Here is an 18,104-nt window from a genome sequence, read left to right as displayed (position 1 = left end):
AAACCAAAAACGTTACTTGGGTTGAGAAGTGGCTTTAGCCTGAACAGGTACGCAGCCGTAATAATGGCCGGGAATAAACTGGTAATGGGTCAGATTTGTCATTACATATTCCGAACTCATATACCCCCGAATAGTCAGATTTTTTACGAGGGAATAAAAGTCTTTCTGCGCCGTATCGGTCGATTTTGCCAGTTGTGTAAGCAGGGCCGTACGTTGTGCCGTATCGCCTGCCGCGAAGGATTTACTATAGGATTTCTGAGCCAGACCGTCGAGCGAGTCGAGCCCTTTCTGTAGGTTCTCCTGTGTCGATTTATCATAGCAGTCGGCCACCATTTTCTGCACGAATTTATGCACATTGAGTGCTTTGGCACCCGGCGTGTCGGTCACCGGAATTATTGTTTCAACCAGTTCGGCCAAAAGCTCGGCCTGGCCACTTGACAGGAGTTGCTGACTCGAACGAACCGTTTCGGTTGTCCAGCCATTCGCCCAGGCGGGCAGGCTTATAAGCCCGCCAACGGCACCCGCCATCGTTTTTAACGCATTACGTCTTTCCACAGGAATTGTTAATTCGATTGAGTTCAGTCTATCAAAGATACAAGATTAACTAAAACGATTTATACCCTTATTGCCGGAGGGCCTACAAGATTAACTGCTTTTTAAACGTCATCGTCTTGTCCGGTAAATCCATTAGCGCCATATAGTTTGGCTTCGATTGCTTGCCTGTTGCAACCGTAAGGATATACGTCAGCACTCCCCATTAAATGCTGATTAAATACGTCAATCATTGAATGCGGTTGCAACATTCAGCGTTTTATTAACGTAAGATAGTGTAGGTAAGCCACTCTTCATTTACCTGCTTTCTCTATAGAACAACTTATTATGAACAACGCCTTACGGGCTTCTATGAATCAGTCTTTTATGAAAAAATCAACATTGAATTGGTTATTGATAGCCGGATTTGTTGTCACGTTTTCTTCCTGCAAGAAGACGACAGACGATGTTACTCCTAAAACGGGTACAACAACCAGCGAAAACCAGACGGTCGATAGCTGGATTTTAAGCAACATGCGGGAGGTGTATTACTGGAACGACAAGATTCCCGCCAATCCAGACACGACGCTGGCCCCCGACGTTTTCTTTGATTCTATCCTGAATAAATACGACGCCACCACCAACCCAACCGGTGACCGTTTTTCATGGATCGAAAATGATGGAGATGCGCTGCAGGCAGAGCTTAGCGGGCAAACCACCACAACGGGTATGGAGTATAATCTATACTTACGTGCGTCTGGCTCCACAGGGGTTATTGCTCAGGTGCTGTATGTATTACCCGGTTCACCAGCCGAGAAAGCAGGTATAAAGCGGGGTGACATTATCTCAAAAGTCAACGGCACTTTGTTAAGTACAACTAATTTTTCTGATCTTTTATCCACCGGAACCACCTATACCTTTGGGCTGGCCACGGTGAGCGGTTCGACACTTGTCGATTCAGATCAGACGCGTACCGTAACGGCAACGGTATTTCAGGAGAATCCGAACTTCCTCGATTCGGTATACACGGTTGGCAGCAAAAAAGTAGGCTATTTTGTGTATAATCAATTTGTGCCAGGGGCCAATGGAAGCACTGCCAATGAATATGATGCACAGATGGATGCCGTTTTCAGCAAATTCAAAGCGCAGGGCGTTAACGAGCTGGTGCTGGATTTACGCTATAATCCGGGCGGCTATACCTCTTCGTCGGCCAACCTCGCCAGTCTGATTGGGAAAGGCATCAGTTCCGGCAAACTCTATTTTCGCGAAGAATGGAACACTACCATTACGCCCCTGCTGCAACAGGAATACGGGAGCAGTTTCTTCATCCAGAATTTCCTCGACAAGTCGCAGAATATTGGTAGCAGCCTCTCGCGGGTATTCGTTCTCACCACCGACCATACGGCCTCGGCGAGTGAACTTATCATCAACGGGCTACGACCTTATATGACCGTTACGACGATTGGGTCAACAACCTATGGTAAAAACGTTGGCTCGATTACCATTACCGACGACACCGGCAAGATCAAATGGGGTATGCAGCCCATCGTCTTTAAATCGTACAACAGTGCAGGCCAATCAGATTACTCGACCGGCTTTACGCCCAATGTTGAAGTCGACGAACCTATAAGCCTGTTGCCGTTGGGCGATATCAACGAACCCATGTTGAATGAAGCGCTTTATCAGATTTCGGGAAACAGTGCCAATGGCCGTCGGGCTGCCGTTCGAAATTCATTCTTACAGATGGGCTCGTCTATTCAGCGCAAAGCGGGTGGTAATTCTATGATTCGGGTAATTAAGAACCTGAAATTATAAGTCGTTTTTTTTCAATTCCATTCCAACGACTACGACACAAAGAGGGTCTTTGTATCGTAGTCGTTTCAATTTGTTAAGTACCAATTCCTTTTAATGTCAACAATTAAGAATTTTTATGAATGGGGCACGTTGGTATGTAACATTGGTTTGACGTAATTTTGCGTGACGATTTGATTACCCAATCACCAGGTGCCAGCTACTAAGCCAGCCCCCGTGTGACTCCCAAAGGCTTCTTTCTGGGTCGACTCATTCCAATCGGGATGGCAAAACCGTCGTTCTTAACTCAAATTGGTATAACTTTACGTTTTAGTTCGTTCGTTTACGCTCTTGTTCATGATTCATTTACCATTTCGATTTCTTTCGGCAACTGACTCTCAGCCGCAATCTGTAACACCAGAGACTTCGCTCTCTCCCGTAACTAAGAAAACTAAGAACCGTCAGCGCATGAACTGGGTACTGGGTGCTCTTTCTATTGGCTGGGCTGGTTTGCTCATCGGCTGTAACGGCAACACGACCGTAGCTGTTCTGGGCGACTGGACAAAAAAATCTGCCTTTGAAGGCGTAAGCCGTTCAGGTGCTTCCAGCTTCGTCATTAACAACATCGCTTACATGGGTACCGGCCGCGACGTCAGCAACCAGCGGCTTCAGGATTTCTGGGCCTACGACCCTGCCAAAAACGCCTGGTCGCAAAAAGCTAATTATGGTGGCGTTGCCCGGTATTCAGGTATTGGCTTCTCGGTTGGTAACAAAGGCTATATCGGCACGGGAATCAACGTCAACAGCGATAAGCTGAAAGACTTCTGGGCTTACGATCCAACGCAGAACACCTGGACCAAAGTAGCTGATTTTGGTGGCACTGCCCGCTATGGTGCGTTATCCTTTTCAATTGGTAGTAAAGGCTATGTTGGCACGGGTAATGATGGCAACTATTTGAAAGACATGTGGGCTTTTGATCCAACGGCAAACGCCTGGACAAAAGTAGCCAGCTACGGTGGCGAGAAACGCGTGAGTGCCGTAGCCTTCGTGGTAGGCGGCAAAGCCTATGCCGGTACAGGAAATAACAACGGAACAGCCCAACGCGACTGGTACGTATATGACCCTGCAACGGATGTATGGACCCAAAAACTCGATTTCTTAACAGATCAGGCCGTTCAGCGTAGTAATGCCGTTGCATTTGCCATTGGCAACTACGGTTACATTACCGTTGGTGATGCGAACACGGTTGTTTGGCAGTATGATCCAAACACCGACTTGTGGACAACACTAGGTTCGTTTGAAGGTGCCAACCGTAGTTATGCTGTTGGGTTTGCTATTGGCAACAAAGGGTATGTAACAACAGGTTTGAACGGAACAACCCCTTTTGATGATCTGTGGGATTTCGATCCAACGATAGAACAGGTATTGTAAGGTGCAGAATACCCCATCAAACACCGATCAACCGTCAAGAACGAATCTGATTCGCAAGGTATTGCTTTTCGTTTTGCTGGTACTTGCCATCCTGACAGGCTGGACCATTTACCAGCGGCAAAATCACTACAAGGTTCAGGTTTTTGCGACAAAAGGTGGCTGGGGTTATTCAATACTAAACAACGGAAAGCCATTTATTTATCAACCAACGATTCCGGGTCAACCCGGAATCGTTGGCTTTACTTCCGAAGCCGAAGCCCGGCGGGTTGGTGAACGGGTTGTTGAGAAAATAGAACAGGACAAGGCACTGCCTACCCTGACGAATGATGAACTACGCCAGTTGGGCGTAAAAATTCCCTGAATTATTTGCTTATGCGTACTCTCTGGTACGCCGGTTTGCTTTGGCTGGCCGGTATAGTGCTATTTGCTTGCCAATCGGGCGACCTTAACGTGGGCCAGTCAATCATTAATCCGCAGCAGTTGCAGGTTCAATCGGTTGACTCGATCACGGTGAAAACATCGACGGTGATGCGGACGGATTCGTTCGTGACATCGGGGGTGAACGATATGGTTGTGGGTCAATGGAAAGACGCCAACACCGGGCTTCAAACGGCGCAGGCTTTTGCAGCCATCGACTACCCATCGAATTCGTTAGTCTCCCAGACTAACTTTCGGCTGGATTCTCTGGTGCTGGAACTAGGGTACTCGTTTACCTATGGTGACACAACGTCAACGTTCGATTTAGAGGCTTACCAGCTTAACAGACCCGTTCTGGCGCAGTTATTTTACAATACCAGCACCCTGGCCTATGCTGCAAAGCCATTGGTGAAGCAGACATTTGTACCGAACCAGAATAGCGGTACACGGTTGGTAAAGATTCGTTTACCGTCTGAACTTGCACAGACGTTATACGACAAAATTATCAGCGGTGCAATCACTGATAATATCACCCTGAACGATTACTTACCGGGTTTCTCACTTGTATGTAAATCAACGTCGAATACCTTTCTTGGCTTTACCACGAATCCTTCGGTAAGTGGCCTTCGCATGTATTACCACGATACGGATATCAACAGAACGCAGGCAACGCTCTTATTTTCGATTTCGTCGCTGCACTTTACAAATCTGAAAAACGATCGGACTGGTGCAACCTTGAGTGCATTGAAAAACCGGTCGGACGTGGTAGCCAGTGACTTGACGGACAAAACCACATTTGTAACCCTTGGGGCCGGTCTTCAGACTCGTGTCGAGTTCCCGTATCTGAATGACTTCTTCCGGCCAGAGACTTTTGCTGATATTAACCGGGCACTTTTGATCATTAGCCCAGTTCGTCGCGATTTACGCGACAATATGAATCCTCCTCCGGGTCTACAGCTTTATCAAACCAACAATCAGAATGAGCTTATTGCGACAGTCCCAGGAGGAACAATAGGAAGCGACGTAGCTGGTGCCAATTACTCTTCAGATCGTGCTGCAATTTTACTGACGGATAGTTACACCATTGATTTGACGTATTATATCAGCCAAATCATCAAGAAAAAAGGGCTTAGTCAACCGTTGATATTAACAGTGCCAACATCCTCCGGTTTTAATACCCTTCTTCCTTATATTCAGCGGGTAACACTAGGCGACCGGCTCCGCCCGAATGACCAGCTTCAACTAAAGCTGTTCATGACATCTGGTTCATAAGCGATTTTATCAAATTTATATCAATAGCAATACGGGGACAGACTTTTAGAAGCTGTCCCCGTATTGCTATTAGGTTTTTAATGATCTCTGGCGCGGGTATTTATCGCACGGGCGCCCCCGCCGTGTCTCTGCATATTGCCAGTATTTACTGGCGCAAGCGAATGCTTGCTAAAGTATAGGCACGGCGGGGGCGCCCGTGCGATAAATACCCGCGCCAGATCAAGTTTCCACCCGCGCTACTTCCGTCTCCCTACAAACCAGTAATCAGATAAACACTCCCTTTTTTTGTTGGGAAAGTCGTTACATAACCCAGCTCAGTTGTTTTCGTTGTTACGGTTGCCCCCTTTACCCGAATCGGGCGGCTGGTTCTGAGTTTGCACAGCTCACCATTTGCCGACTTTACCGTTGCTGTCACTAATCGGTGGTTTTTCCACTGAATGCCCACCTCAAAACCACCTCTTGCTTTCAGGCCTTTAACAGTACCTTCTTTCCAGGCATCAGGCAAGGCTGCGAGCAGTTGAATATCATCCAGGTGGCTTTGAATCAACATTTCTGCCATGCCCGCTGTGCCGCCGAAATTCCCGTCAATCTGAAATGGCGGGTGTGCATCGAAGAAGTTGGGGTATGTTCCTCCCCCACCTTTATTGGAATAACTCGTTGTCGTTTGGCCCGTATATTTCAGCAATTCCCGCAAGAGTACATACGCGTGATTGCCGTCCAGCAAACGAGCCCAGAAGTTAATTTTCCAGGCCCGGCTCCAGCCCGTTCCGGCATCACCCCGAAGTTCGAGCGTTTTTTTGGCGGCAGCTGCAAAAGCTGGTGTTGTGACCGGTGAAATTTGCCGACCGGGGTGTAGTCCAAACAGATGGGAAACGTGCCGGTGCTGCGGGTCTACATCCTCCCAGTCTTTATTCCATTCCTGAAGATTTCCTTTCCGACCGATGTGCAGCGGGTAAAATTTCGCCCGCTTCTCGGTGAGCAGTTTACGAAAGTCAGCATCGGTGTTGAGGGCCGACGATGCGTCGATCAGGTTCGTGAATAGATCCCACATGATCGACATATCCATCGTAGTGGCTATTGAAATGGATGCGGGCTGGCCTTTCGAATCAATAAAATCATTCTCCGGCGATACAGAAGGGGCCACGACCAGATAGCCCTCTTTGTTTTCTACCAGCCAGTTCAAATAAAACTGGGCCGCGCCCTTCATGATCGGGTAAGCCGTTTCGCTCAGGAATTTTTTATCGCCTGTAAACCGGTAATGTTCGTATAGGTGCTGACTTAACCAACCGGCTCCCTGGTTCCAGTTCGCCCATTTTGGGTCGCCCTGCCCCTTATCGCCAACTGGATTGGAGAGGGCCCAGATGTCGGTGTTGTGGTGCGCCACCCAACCATTCATGTCGTAAAACTCCTTCGCCGTTGCTGCGCCCGTTTTCGCAAGTTCACTTATAAGTCCAAACAACGGCTGGTGCAGTTCGGAAAGGTTGGTGACCTCGACCGGCCAGTAATTCATCTGGGTATTGATATTGATCGTGTAGTTCGAACTCCAGGGTGCCCGCAGTTCTTTGTTCCAGATACCCTGAAGGTTGGCCGGCACATTGGGCACACGCGAACTGGAAATCAGCAGATACCGTCCATACTGGCAATAAAGCGTTTCAACACCCGGATCATAGGCACCTTCGCTATAACCCAACAGGCGCTGGTCGGAGGGTAGACCGGCGTTGGCATTGGTGGCGGTCGTATCCGTCAACTGAAACGAGAACCGATTAAAATACGACTGATAATCAGCCATATGGCGACCCAGCAGGGTTGCATAATCTTTGCCGGTTGCCTGACGAATAATTTCTTCGGCCAGCTTGTTTTCGTCTTTCCCGTCTTTATCCGGACATTTATCGTAGCCGTTAAAACTGGTAGTAGCAGCTACGAGCAATAGCACTTCTGTTGCATTTCGGACATGGATTCCCGCCGTATCGGATTGCACGCTGCCGCCCTTGTTAACTGCCTTTAGCCGAAGTTGGAACCGCATACCATTGCAGCCGGCAGCGTCTTCATAGACGATTGGCGGGCGATCTTTTGGGTTGTAGTAATTTGGATTAACCTGAACGGGCGCTTTCCCTTTCAGAACCAGTTCGTCCTTAGCGCTGCTGGCATGCTGATACCGCAACTGGCTATTCGTTGATGCATCGAAACTGATTTGGCCGGGCTTACTAGCCGTCAAGCGAATAACCATGAGTTGATCGGGTGATGAAGCAAATATTTCCCGTTTATAGGCGACGCCATTTACCGTAAATCGGGTTGTGGCAACAGCTTTCTGTATATCTAAATCCCGGTAATAGTTGGTCGATTTCCCCCCTTTGACATCCTGCTTCAGCGACAGGTCACCCAGGGGCATATACGATTGCGTATACAACCCCTGCATGTGTTTGACCAGATCCACAGCTCCATTATAATCTTCCTGCTCCAATGCCTGACGCACTTTGGGGAGATAACTTGGCGACTCGGGATTCACATTTCCTTTCACCGGCCCACCCGACCAGAGCGTGCTTTCATTGAGTTGAATGAGTTCTTCATCAACTTTACCGAAAACCATCCCGCCAATACGGCCATTGCCAACGGGTAAGGCCTCCGTCCAGACAGACGCCGGTTGATTGTACCAGAGTTTAAGATTCGATTGGGCAAGCGACGGGGTCGCGAGTGTAAGAAACAGAACTAAGCAGCGATGTTGATTCATATATGGTAAGGGAGTTGTCGGCAAAAGTACACCAGCAAAAAAAATAACCAGCTATTTCCACAAAGCAGAAATAGCTGGCTTTATCCTGAAATCAAGCCCGGTTTTTCGAGCAATGTAAACTCAGCCTTCCTGTATTACGTCAAACCTCCTGAAGGATTGGCTTTGTGAGGGAGTATCAGACAGCATCCTTGCTGTCTGGCCGTCAGGCGAATTTTAACTACTCATCTCATTCCGACTTAGCTAGTTATGGCAATCTGTTGCCTACGGCCAGACAGCAAGGATGCTGTCTGATACAATTACCGCCCCTAAAAAATCAGCTTTCAAGCTGGGAGGATTGACTAGCCATTGCCCTGAGGTAAAATACCATAAAAATAAACCTATACTTACTTTGGCAACACCTGCACAATCACCCGTTTATAACGACTTAGAGCTGGCGAGCCTTTATCCGTAACGCGCAGGATAAAATGAATGGTTTGGGGTTTATCGACCGTGGGAGCTGTCACAGGCAAATCATATAAGTTCGACGCGTAGGGCCGAAAACTCACCAGTCCCGGATAGGTGCCTGCTTCAGGATACTGAAACCACAAATAACTCATCGAATCGCCGTCGGGGTCAGTCGTTCCGGCAGCGTTCAAATGAAATACCTCGCCCGATTTCACCGTCAGTTTATCCGAATGGGCCAGAGCGGGAACTGGGGGATGGTTGGCCTCCAAATACGGCTTGGTAGACCAGTCCATTCTAGCGGCAAAGTCATGCTGAAAATCCTCGCGCCAACGCCAGATTGTGGCCCATATACTTCGGGGAGCCTCCACTACAGCAGGTTGTGCGTACGCCTTTGTGGGTAAGGCGCTGGCATAAAGCGAATCGACGGCATTGGTCCAGATGGGGCGGGTTTCGAGTTCGTCGGCCGGAAAATCGGGTCGTGCAAACCGGCCCCTTGGCGGTAACGTGGTCGGTTGATAAAGGGTGTATCGACCGCCCCAACCGCCATAATCCGGGCGCTCTGGCTCATTGAGGCCATTTGAAATGAGCCCCAAAAAAGTAGGCGTATCGCCTTCCATGCCATAGGCAACATCAGGATACAAAGCCCCCATGGGGCCGTGTCCCTGCTGGATGTGCTGTGCCAGCCAGTCGTTGCTGATTAAGGTCGGATTCGTGCCTTTATCGGTTGTATTGATCCCGCGCCAGGTTGCCTGATCGTAGCTATATCCGGGACTACAGATAAAGAAAATGCCCGGAAATGTTTTCCGAATCCAGGGCCCTGAATCATCCTGGTCAGAGACCGTGTAGACCCGAAGTTTGCGGTAAAGCTTTTCGGCCTGTTCGGGAGTATGGGTCTTTTTGATTTTCCAGAGCGCTTGCGCCAGCGTATTGGGACCACCCCAGACCGGAACCCAGAGGGGCCGTTCATCCGGCTTTTCGAGTGTTTTTATGATCCACTCCGACCCTTCTGAATCGTGCCCCTCACCAACACCCAACATGCCATATACGGCCAGCCCCTTTTTTACACTGGCCTTTAAGGCACTGGCGGCCGGGTAACCGCGCTCATGCTTGAGCATATTGGGCTGAACTTTGGCGTAGGCATCCAGCAGTTGATGAATGGTTTCTGGAGCCACCCGGTTTTTCTGGTGAATAGATGTCGTGGCGATAAGCCCTTCGGTATCCCATTGGTTGGAATAGGTCAGAAACCGGATGAGCGACTGCGAGTCATCCGGGTCGGCTTCTATATCGGTCAAAACCAGCACGCGCAATTTGGGCTGCGTTTGGGCAATAAGTGTGTTTGTCGCCATAGCTAGCCCAACCAGCAAGCTGCACACAATTCTGAAGATGTTTTGAGTCATAAGTACTTAAGCATTTTTTTTAACCACAGAGACACAGAGAACACAGAGCCCCAATTAGCTTACAATCAGAATATTGTACTCCTAAATTCTCTGTACCGCAACGGCGGTCCGTCTCTATGATTAAAGATAAATTTTTTTTGTGTGACTAATTAAGCGTTAGGGTTTATTTACGACAACAGCGGATAACCAACCTGCATAAGCTTCGTTCACGTATGCCGTGTCAGCACTCGGCTGTATGCACGAGTTAGCGGCACTTAGCCGTGTCAGTTGATCTAAGTCTTTATAGATACCCGCTTTCAGGCCCGCCAGGTAAGCAGCTCCCTGCGCCGATATATCCGGCATCCGTTTATTGACGACGGATTTCCCCAGCAAATCGGCCAGAAATTGCAGAACGAAGCCGTTCGAGGTGAGTCCACCGTTGACCATCAACTCAGCTAACGATATTCCGGTATCCTCTTCCATAGCCAGAATGACGTCTTTAATCTGGTATGGGATGGATTCCAAGGCGGCACGTACCAGGTGATTTTTTGTCGAGCTAAACGTCAATCCCGAAATTGACGCCTTACGTTCCATCTGCCAATAGGGTGCTCCCAGCCCGCTAAACGCCGGAATGACATACACGCCCCCATTGTCGGGTACGGCAGTAGCCATCGCTTCGGTTTCCCGGCTTTCGGCAAACAAACCCAGGCTGTTTTTCAGCCATTCGATGGTGGCTCCGCAGGTCACAATAACGCCTTCCAGCGCGTAATCCACACGATCTTCGGTGCTCCAGCAAATGGTGGAAACCATGCCGTGATCGGATGTTTTCAGGACAGAGCCAATGTTCATGATAATCGAACAACCCGTTCCGAGGGTTGCTTTAGCGGTGCCGGGCGTAAAGCAACCTTCGCCAAAGGCAGCCGCGTGTGAGTCGCCAATCATGGCCGTTAGCTGAACAGCATGATCGAATAAGCCGTTGAAGGTTGATTCGCCAAAGGACGCAGCCGAGGGTTTGGGTATTGGGAGGTTCAAACCCGTCAGCCCAAACGCGGCCAGTAATTCCTGATCCCACGACAGCGTTTGCAGGTTAAAAAACAGGGTACGGGACGCATTGGTGTAATCTGTAAAATAGCTGGCCCCGCCTGGATTGGCCCCATTGGTCAATTTATAGAGTAACCAGGTATCTACTGTGCCAAAATAAGCTTCTCCAGCCTCCACCGCCTGCCGAATTGAGTCAACGTTTTCATACAGCCAGATCAGCTTGGTGCCGGAAAAATAAGGGTCAATAAACAAGCCGGTTTTTTCCCGGATCATGGGTTCCAGGCCCTGCGCTTTGAGTCGCTCGCACACGGCAATCGAGCGTTTGCATTGCCAGACAACGGCATTATGTAGCGGCTCTCCCGACCGGTTCCAGATAACAAAGGTTTCGCGCTGGTTCGAAATGCCGCACACGGTAATATCGTGCAGACTACCTCCTTCGGCGGCAAAACCACCAATGCATTTCCCTACCGATGTGAGGACATTCCGATAAATTTCGTCGGGTTCCTGTTCCACAAATCCATCCCCGTAGTAATGCGTTTTCAGGGGTTCGGATGCGCGGGCAACGACTTGTCCAGCCGCATCGAACAGAAGGGTTTTAGTACTGCTGGTGCCCTGGTCTATGGCCAGAATATAGGAATTCATGGTAATGTAAAATGGATGATGAATAATGGGTAATGCAACACAACTGAGTTTAATTCTGGCTTCTCATTTTACATTATTCATTATTCATTTTTCATTATCCGCTCGCTTGTCAATAATAACAGCCAGCAAAATCACCAGGCCTTTAACCACCTGCTGCCAGAACGGCGAGACGTTAAGCAACACCAGCCCGTTGTTGAGTACACCGATAATAATGGCTCCCTGAACGGTGCCCAGTATACTCCCACGCCCACCCGAAAGTGAGGTGCCGCCAATTACCACGGCGGCAATTGAGTCCAGTTCGTAGCTGGTTCCAGCGTTCGGCTGGGCCGAATCCAGTCGGGCGGTTACTAATAAACCACCCACGGCAGCCAATGCCCCGGCAATGCTGTACACGGCGATTTTTATCCGGTTGATGTTCACCCCCGACAGTCGGGCTGCACTTTCACTGCCCCCAATGGCGTATATATAGCGGCCTAACCGGGTTTTATTCGTAACCAGAACGGCCACGGCTACCAATATACTCGACACCCAGACCGGTACCGGAATACCCAGCAGCCAGCCTGTACCCAGAAAGGCAAACGAATCACCAAGGCCGGTAATCGGGAATCCTTCTGTCCAGAGCATGGTAAGACCCCGCGCGATGGTCAGCATCGCCAGCGTGGCGACAAAAGGGGGCAGTTTGAACCGTGTAATGGCCCAGCCGTTAAACCAGCCCAGGCCGGTGCCCGTTACCATACCCGCCAGCATGGCCCCCATGAGGGTGAAACCAATGTATAAATTCAGACTGGGTAACTGAATTCCGTTTCGGAGCAAGCCCGCTGTGATCGCCCCCGAAAGGGCCAGTATCGAGCCAACGGATAGATCAATGCCCGCTGTCAGCACAACGAGTGTCATGCCGGTAGAGATGCAAACGTTGACGGAAATCTGCCGCAGCACGTTCCAGAAATTGGCAACGGTCAGAAATTTATCGGACATTAGACTAATGCCCAGACAAAGAATAAACAAGGCAATTAAGGACTGAAACCTGGTTAAAACGGGACGGTAGGAATTTAGGGTTGCTTGCATAGAGATAAGCATTAAAGAGTAAACGAGCTAGATGGCGATGGAGTAAAAACAGTTAGCAACAGCTATTCGCTCGTTCACTCATTCGCGCTTTCACTCACTGTTACAGAAATTGCGGCTTTGAGGATGGAGTCTTCCGACGCGTCCTGTACAGCCATTTCGGCGGTTAACACGCCATCGCACAGGACGAGGATACGGTCAGAAATCGCCAGAATTTCGGGCAATTCAGACGAGACGACCAGAATACCCATACCCTCATCGGCCAATTGCAGAATGAGTTTGTAGATTTCGTTTTTAGCGTTGACATCAATACCCCGCGTGGGTTCATCGAGCATCAACAGTTTCGGATGCGTGGCCAGCCATTTCGAGAGGACAATTTTCTGCTGATTGCCGCCACTCAGGTTTTTAGCCGTTTGTTTTTCAGAAGGTGTTTTAATTCGTAGGTCGGCGATATATTTTTTCGCCAGCGTCGTCTCTTTTTGCTGACTCAGAAAACCAGCTCGTTCAATAGCCGAAAGCGCCGTCAGACTGATATTCGTTTGCACATCCATCCCCAGCACCAACCCATCTTTTTTACGATCTTCCGGCACCAGAGCCAGACCAGCACGTATGGCATCAGCTGGTTCACTAAACTTAACAGTCTGATTGTCAATAGACACGCTACCACTAGCCCGTTTTGGGTGCAGTCCGAAAAGGGTCTCCAACAACTCGGTTCTACCCGCGCCCATGAGTCCGAACATGCCAACGACTTCGCCCCGGCCAACAATGAATGAAAGATCGTTTAGCTGGTTCTCATTAGTACGAACCGGGTGTTTGAGACACAGCTTTTCGACAGTAAGAAGCGGTTCGTAGACCTGTTCTGTCAATTGCCGCCGGATACCGGTAAGATCCCGGCCAACCATTTTACGGATAAGTGTGTCGTGGTCGATACCAGTCATAATGCCCGACTCTATGGACTTTCCGTCGCGCAGCACAACATAGCGGTCGGCAATCGTGAACAGCTCGTCCAGCTTGTGAGAGATATAAACGATTGCCTTATTCTCGGCACGCAAATCGTTGATGATCCCGAACAAAACCGCTACTTCGCTCTCGCTGATCGCCGAGGTTGGTTCGTCCATAATGATCACCGCAGACTCAACAAGCAGTGCTTTGGCTATCTCAACAACCTGCTGCTGACCAACTTTCAGGTCAACAATCAGGGTATTGGGGTCGATGTCCAGCTTGAGTTTTTCGAGAAGTTCCTGGCTTTTGAGCCGCATGGCTTTCTGGTCGAGGGTCCCCCATCGGGTCGTGATTTCGCGTCCCAGAAAAATGTTTTCCTGAATGCTGAGGTACGGAATCAGGTTGAGTTCCTGGTGAATGATGGCAATACCACAGGCCTGTGCATCCCGGATGGAATCAAACCGAACGGGTTGCCCCTTAAACCGAATTTGCCCTTCATAGTCGGAATACACCCCCGACAGGATCTTCATTAATGTCGATTTCCCCGCTCCATTTTCGCCAATCACAGCCGTCACCTGTCCAGCCGGAAACTCAAGGCAGACGTTGTCCAAGGCCGTTACGCCCGTAAATCGTTTGGTGATATTTTCGGCTACTAGCATGGTTGGGGGTATGTTTTTTTGTCATCCCGACGATAGGACCGGGCCGCCGGAGCGGGGATCTTAAAGTCGTGTATTAGTCAAGCCTAACATCTCCGCTCCGGCGGCCCGGTCCTATCGTCGGGATGACAAAAAACCACTATTTCAGAGTTACCGAAATCGGAACTACTTCCAGATTTTCCAGGTGCAGGTGTTCCTTATTGAGTTCAATAGCGCCAGTAAACTTCACAGCCTCTCCAATTTTTGAACTGGCTCTGAAGGGTGGCACTACCTTTTCCCGGATAATGGCGTCGATAGCGGCCGAAACGTTGTTCAGATCATCTGTATTCTCAAACTCGGTGATTTTGATCAGACCGGAGGCATCGCGGGCGGCATTGCCGAAAATGTATTCGGTAGCCAGTCGCACGACTTCACCGGTTGGCAACGTGACCGTTACATCGTTTGGACCAATAGCAGTAATCACACCCTCCCCTTTCACCAGAAAGTAGCGAATATTCCCAATGCCCAGTGCATGCGAATACGCACCAAATGCCGTTTCAGAATCCGTTTTCAACTGAGACAGAAGCAAACTAAAGTCGGGAGCTTTGGGTGCCTCAGGCAGGAGTTTCGACGTCCAGAACGTTTGGGCATACGTGGTAGCACTGAATTTTTGAGTCGTATTGGGGCCAGTGACGGCTTTTACTTCGTCCAGCTTTTTAAAATAAACGGAGTTGTAGGCAACGAGTCCCAGCAATACCAATAGTCCGGCGTATTTCAGGCTTTTTTTGGGCATGGCCTAGCGTTTTTTGGGGGTTGCGTAATCCTTGATCGTTTCCTGGTCGACTAACTCAACGGCCACCGGGACTTTCTGGGCGAAGTCGCTCTTACCTTTAAAATAGTCATCGGCAAATTGAGCAGCTGCTTTGGCCATCATCTGGGGTGCCTGCAACCCGGTCGCCTTGATTTTACCGTCCCGAATGGAATTCATCACATCATCGGCACCATCGAAACCATATACACCAACGTCTTTGGCCTTGCCAGCGGCTACCAACGCCTGATAGGCCCCCATTGCCATAGCATCATTCCCGCAAAAGACCGCGCTGATGTTCGGGTGAGCCTGTAGAATGGATTCCAGTACGTCCAATGCTTTGTTCCGGTCGAAATCTGCGCTTTGTTGCGCCACCATTTTCAAACCCGGATAGTGGTCCACGACACTATGAAACCCCTTCGAGCGGTTCCAGGTATTGTTATCGCCCACTAAACCGAGAATTTCAACGTAGTCTCCTTTTTTGTTTAAATCCTGAACGAACTCCTTCCCGATCGCCACACAGCCCGAATAGTTGTCAGACAGTATCTGCGAGGTAGCCGCCTTGGTCGAGTTCACCTCGCGGTCCATACAGAACACGGGAATACCAGCCTCTTTAGCCTTCATGACATTGACGATAGACCCGTCGGAATCGGTTGGGTTGAGCAAGATGGCATCGAAGCCCGACACGATGGCGTTCTCAAAATGGTCCGCTTCAAGGGCTGTATTGTTCTGGGAATCAAACAGCTTGGTTTCATACCCCAGTGCCTTTGCCTGTGCCGCAGCCGTTTCGCCAAGCACTACAAACCAGGGATTGTTAAGCGTCGATATAATTACCGCTACTTTTTTGGGCTGGTTTGTCGTGTTTTTAGGGCCGCAGCTTCCTACCAGAAGCATCAGAACCGGTACCCAGAAATAGCGTCTTTTCATGGTAAAATCAGTAATGACAGCGTGACTATTTATCAAGTAAGCTTAACGCCTTCGCCATGATGCCACTCTCCGACAAGCCGTAGTGATTAAATATCTCCACCTGCGAGCCCGTTACGGTATATTCATCAGGAATGGCCATGATACTGAACCGGTTACGAAAGCCATTCTGCATCAGAAACGACGCACAAGCTTCTCCCAATCCGCCAAACACGCTGTGTTCTTCGACGGTCAGGATTGGGCAACCTTTTCCGGCCACCGTTGCCAGCAACGCATAATCAAGGGGTTTGATGGTATGCATACTGATGACCGTTGCCCGAATGCCCTGTACAGCTTCCAGTTGGCGAGCCGCCTGTAAGGCTGGATACACCGTTTCGCCAGTTGCAATGAGTACCAGATCGTCGCCCTCATTCACAACACGGCCTTTGCCAAATTCAAATTGTTTGTTGTCTTCCGACAAAAGGGGCATTGGTTTTTTACCAAATCGTAGATAAATCGGGTGCTCCAGTTCAGCCGCCAGCCGGATGGCCTGTTCGGTCTCGAAATTATCAGCTGGAGCAATGATGATCAGGTTATGCACCGCTCGTAAAGCCGCAAAATCGTGCAGACTATGGTGCGTTGAACCCAACGCGCCATAACTCACTCCCGCGCTGATGCCCACGAGCTTGACCGGATTATTGGAATAGGCCACGTCCGTTTTGATCTGCTCAAATGAGCGAGCTGTCAGAAAACAGGCGGGTGACACAGCAAAAACTTTCTTGCCCGTTGAGGCCAGACCAGCCGCCACACCCACCAGATTTTGTTCGGCAATACCAATTTCTACGATCTGTTTCGGAAATTTTTGCCCAAACGGCACCAGCTTCCCCGACCCCCGCGAATCGCTGGTTACGGCCAGAATATGCCTGTCGGTAGCCGCTAATTCCTGTAGCGTACTGGAAAAAACATCCAGATTGGCCAGAGACGTGTTCGGTAGGGCTTTTTTATCGACGACTGTACTTACATCTCCCATGGTTGTCTTGATTGGGTGAATTCCTTACGGATTCATCAGTTCCAGTTTGGCGAAAAAATCAGCAAACATCAGATTCGTATCCAGTTGGGTATACACCCGAATCGGCCGTCCAGCGTGGTTGTGAATATACGTCCCGGCTTGATTGATACGGGGCGCCTGCCGAATTACATAGTAGCTCGACGAAGGGTCCGGCTCAAACGACGACTGAAGGGCCGTTAGCAATACCAGCGGGCTATCACCAAGAATATAGGTTTCGCCAATATTGATAAATCGTTGAATCCGTGCCATTAACGTCTCCAGTGTACCGCTTAAATAAGCCCCAACCTTACCCCGTGGTTTCACTTTTGTCAGCAGTTGGGCATAGGAAAGCAGGCATTGCCGGTACACGTTTCGGGGTATTTGCCACAAAGGCAGGGAAGACCGGTTGAAAACCGCCCGAGCAGCCGCCTGGTCAATGTTCAGGTTGTATTCAACCTCCGAAAAACCCGGTGGCGGAAGGGCCAAATCACTGTATTCTGGGCCACCAATCCAAATGATTGTCAGTTTATTAGCAATCATGGGGTTAGTTAGTGCAGCCGAAGCAATTTCGGTAAGTCCGGCACCACAAACCACATAAAGAGGTGTCTTCGTGTCAGTACGCAATGCTTCCTGGATAATGAAGTTGACGGCTTCGTTTTTTACGGGCGTACTGTCATTCACCATCGCAGTATTTGAACCGGCAAAGACGGGAATGTTTTTGGTCACATTCATCGCCTGTAGTACTTCCCGCGCTTTTTTGGCAGCATTATCGGCCTGTGTTTTCGAGGGATCGAATCCATCACGCTCATTTAAGTGGGAGCCAATAATTGCCCGGATGTCTACCGATGGCGACATTAGTAAATGAGCCAGTTGGAACAAGCCGTCTGGATCGCCACTGAAATCGTTATCCACGATAACGCGCATTCGAGGCTCCACAGCCGCCAATCCCTTCGATTGTGCCAGAGCAGCGAACGACGTGCCTAAAATAAGGATAAGACTCATCCCAAATTTCCTTAGGTGCAAAACCATAATC

Annotated in this window: 14 protein-coding genes; 4 read left to right on the top strand and 10 right to left on the bottom strand. The window is 49.6% G+C overall.

The features are described from left to right. Window positions 1-12 precede the first annotated feature (12 nt). Complete coding sequence (locus CWM47_RS13710) at window positions 13-528, bottom strand: gluconate 2-dehydrogenase subunit 3 family protein (RefSeq protein WP_100988512.1); 516 nt, start codon at window positions 526-528, stop codon at window positions 13-15. A 390-nt stretch (window positions 529-918) separates the two neighbouring features. Between CWM47_RS13710 and CWM47_RS13705 the strand changes: the two genes are divergently transcribed. The 4 genes from CWM47_RS13705 to CWM47_RS13690 all read left to right on the top strand — a co-directional run bounded on the left by CWM47_RS13705 (window position 919) and on the right by CWM47_RS13690 (window position 5,442). Further along, window positions 919-2,346, top strand: a complete 1,428-nt coding sequence (locus CWM47_RS13705) for a S41 family peptidase (RefSeq protein ID WP_240625898.1) — start codon at window positions 919-921, stop codon at window positions 2,344-2,346. A 444-nt stretch (window positions 2,347-2,790) separates the two neighbouring features. Continuing rightward, window positions 2,791-3,753, top strand: a complete 963-nt coding sequence (locus CWM47_RS13700) for a Kelch repeat-containing protein (RefSeq protein ID WP_240625897.1) — start codon at window positions 2,791-2,793, stop codon at window positions 3,751-3,753. Between the two features lies 1 nt (window position 3,754). Then, window positions 3,755-4,114 carry a DUF4907 domain-containing protein gene (locus CWM47_RS13695; RefSeq protein ID WP_100988510.1) on the top strand — a complete coding sequence of 120 codons (360 nt, stop codon included), beginning with the start codon at window positions 3,755-3,757 and terminating at the stop codon, window positions 4,112-4,114. 11 nt (window positions 4,115-4,125) lie between these two features. After that, window positions 4,126-5,442 carry a DUF4270 family protein gene (locus CWM47_RS13690; RefSeq protein ID WP_100988509.1) on the top strand — a complete coding sequence of 439 codons (1,317 nt, stop codon included), beginning with the start codon at window positions 4,126-4,128 and terminating at the stop codon, window positions 5,440-5,442. A 250-nt stretch (window positions 5,443-5,692) separates the two neighbouring features. On the opposite strand, the gene CWM47_RS13685 is transcribed toward CWM47_RS13690, so the two are convergent. From CWM47_RS13685 to CWM47_RS13645, 9 genes are all read right to left on the bottom strand, one after another. Further along, the gene (locus CWM47_RS13685; protein ID WP_100988508.1) at window positions 5,693-8,170 is read right to left on the bottom strand and encodes a glycoside hydrolase family 95 protein; all 2,478 of its coding nucleotides are present in this window, start codon (window positions 8,168-8,170) and stop codon (window positions 5,693-5,695) included. A 383-nt stretch (window positions 8,171-8,553) separates the two neighbouring features. After that, window positions 8,554-10,011: a DUF1593 domain-containing protein gene (locus tag CWM47_RS13680; protein WP_100988507.1), complete on the bottom strand. Its 1,458-nt coding sequence runs from the start codon at window positions 10,009-10,011 to the stop codon at window positions 8,554-8,556. A gap of 156 nt (window positions 10,012-10,167) precedes the next feature. Then, a complete protein-coding gene (locus CWM47_RS13675; protein ID WP_100988506.1) occupies window positions 10,168-11,673 on the bottom strand; it encodes an FGGY family carbohydrate kinase in 1,506 nt (501 codons plus the stop codon). A gap of 84 nt (window positions 11,674-11,757) precedes the next feature. After that, a complete protein-coding gene (locus tag CWM47_RS13670; protein WP_100988505.1) occupies window positions 11,758-12,738 on the bottom strand; it encodes an ABC transporter permease in 981 nt (326 codons plus the stop codon). 74 nt (window positions 12,739-12,812) lie between these two features. Beyond that, window positions 12,813-14,336 (bottom strand): sugar ABC transporter ATP-binding protein, encoded by a 1,524-nt coding sequence (locus tag CWM47_RS13665; protein ID WP_100988504.1) that lies wholly within the window; start codon window positions 14,334-14,336, stop codon window positions 12,813-12,815. Between the two features lie 136 nt (window positions 14,337-14,472). Next, on the bottom strand, window positions 14,473-15,105 hold the full coding sequence (locus CWM47_RS13660) for a DUF2291 domain-containing protein (RefSeq protein ID WP_100988503.1): 633 nt from the start codon (window positions 15,103-15,105) through the stop codon (window positions 14,473-14,475). Between the two features lie 3 nt (window positions 15,106-15,108). Further along, window positions 15,109-16,047 (bottom strand): D-ribose ABC transporter substrate-binding protein, encoded by a 939-nt coding sequence (locus tag CWM47_RS13655; protein WP_100988502.1) that lies wholly within the window; start codon window positions 16,045-16,047, stop codon window positions 15,109-15,111. Window positions 16,048-16,072: 25 nt separating this feature from the next. Beyond that, entirely contained in the window at window positions 16,073-17,053 is a 981-nt protein-coding gene (locus CWM47_RS13650; RefSeq protein WP_100988501.1) for a transketolase family protein, read from the bottom strand. A 24-nt stretch (window positions 17,054-17,077) separates the two neighbouring features. Then, complete coding sequence (locus CWM47_RS13645) at window positions 17,078-18,073, bottom strand: nucleoside hydrolase (protein ID WP_240625896.1); 996 nt, start codon at window positions 18,071-18,073, stop codon at window positions 17,078-17,080. Window positions 18,074-18,104 lie beyond the last annotated feature (31 nt).

This window comes from Spirosoma pollinicola (assembly GCF_002831565.1).
Taxonomy (GTDB): Bacteria; Bacteroidota; Bacteroidia; order Cytophagales; family Spirosomataceae; genus Spirosoma; species Spirosoma pollinicola.
This window is presented reverse-complemented; position numbering and strand designations above follow the sequence as displayed.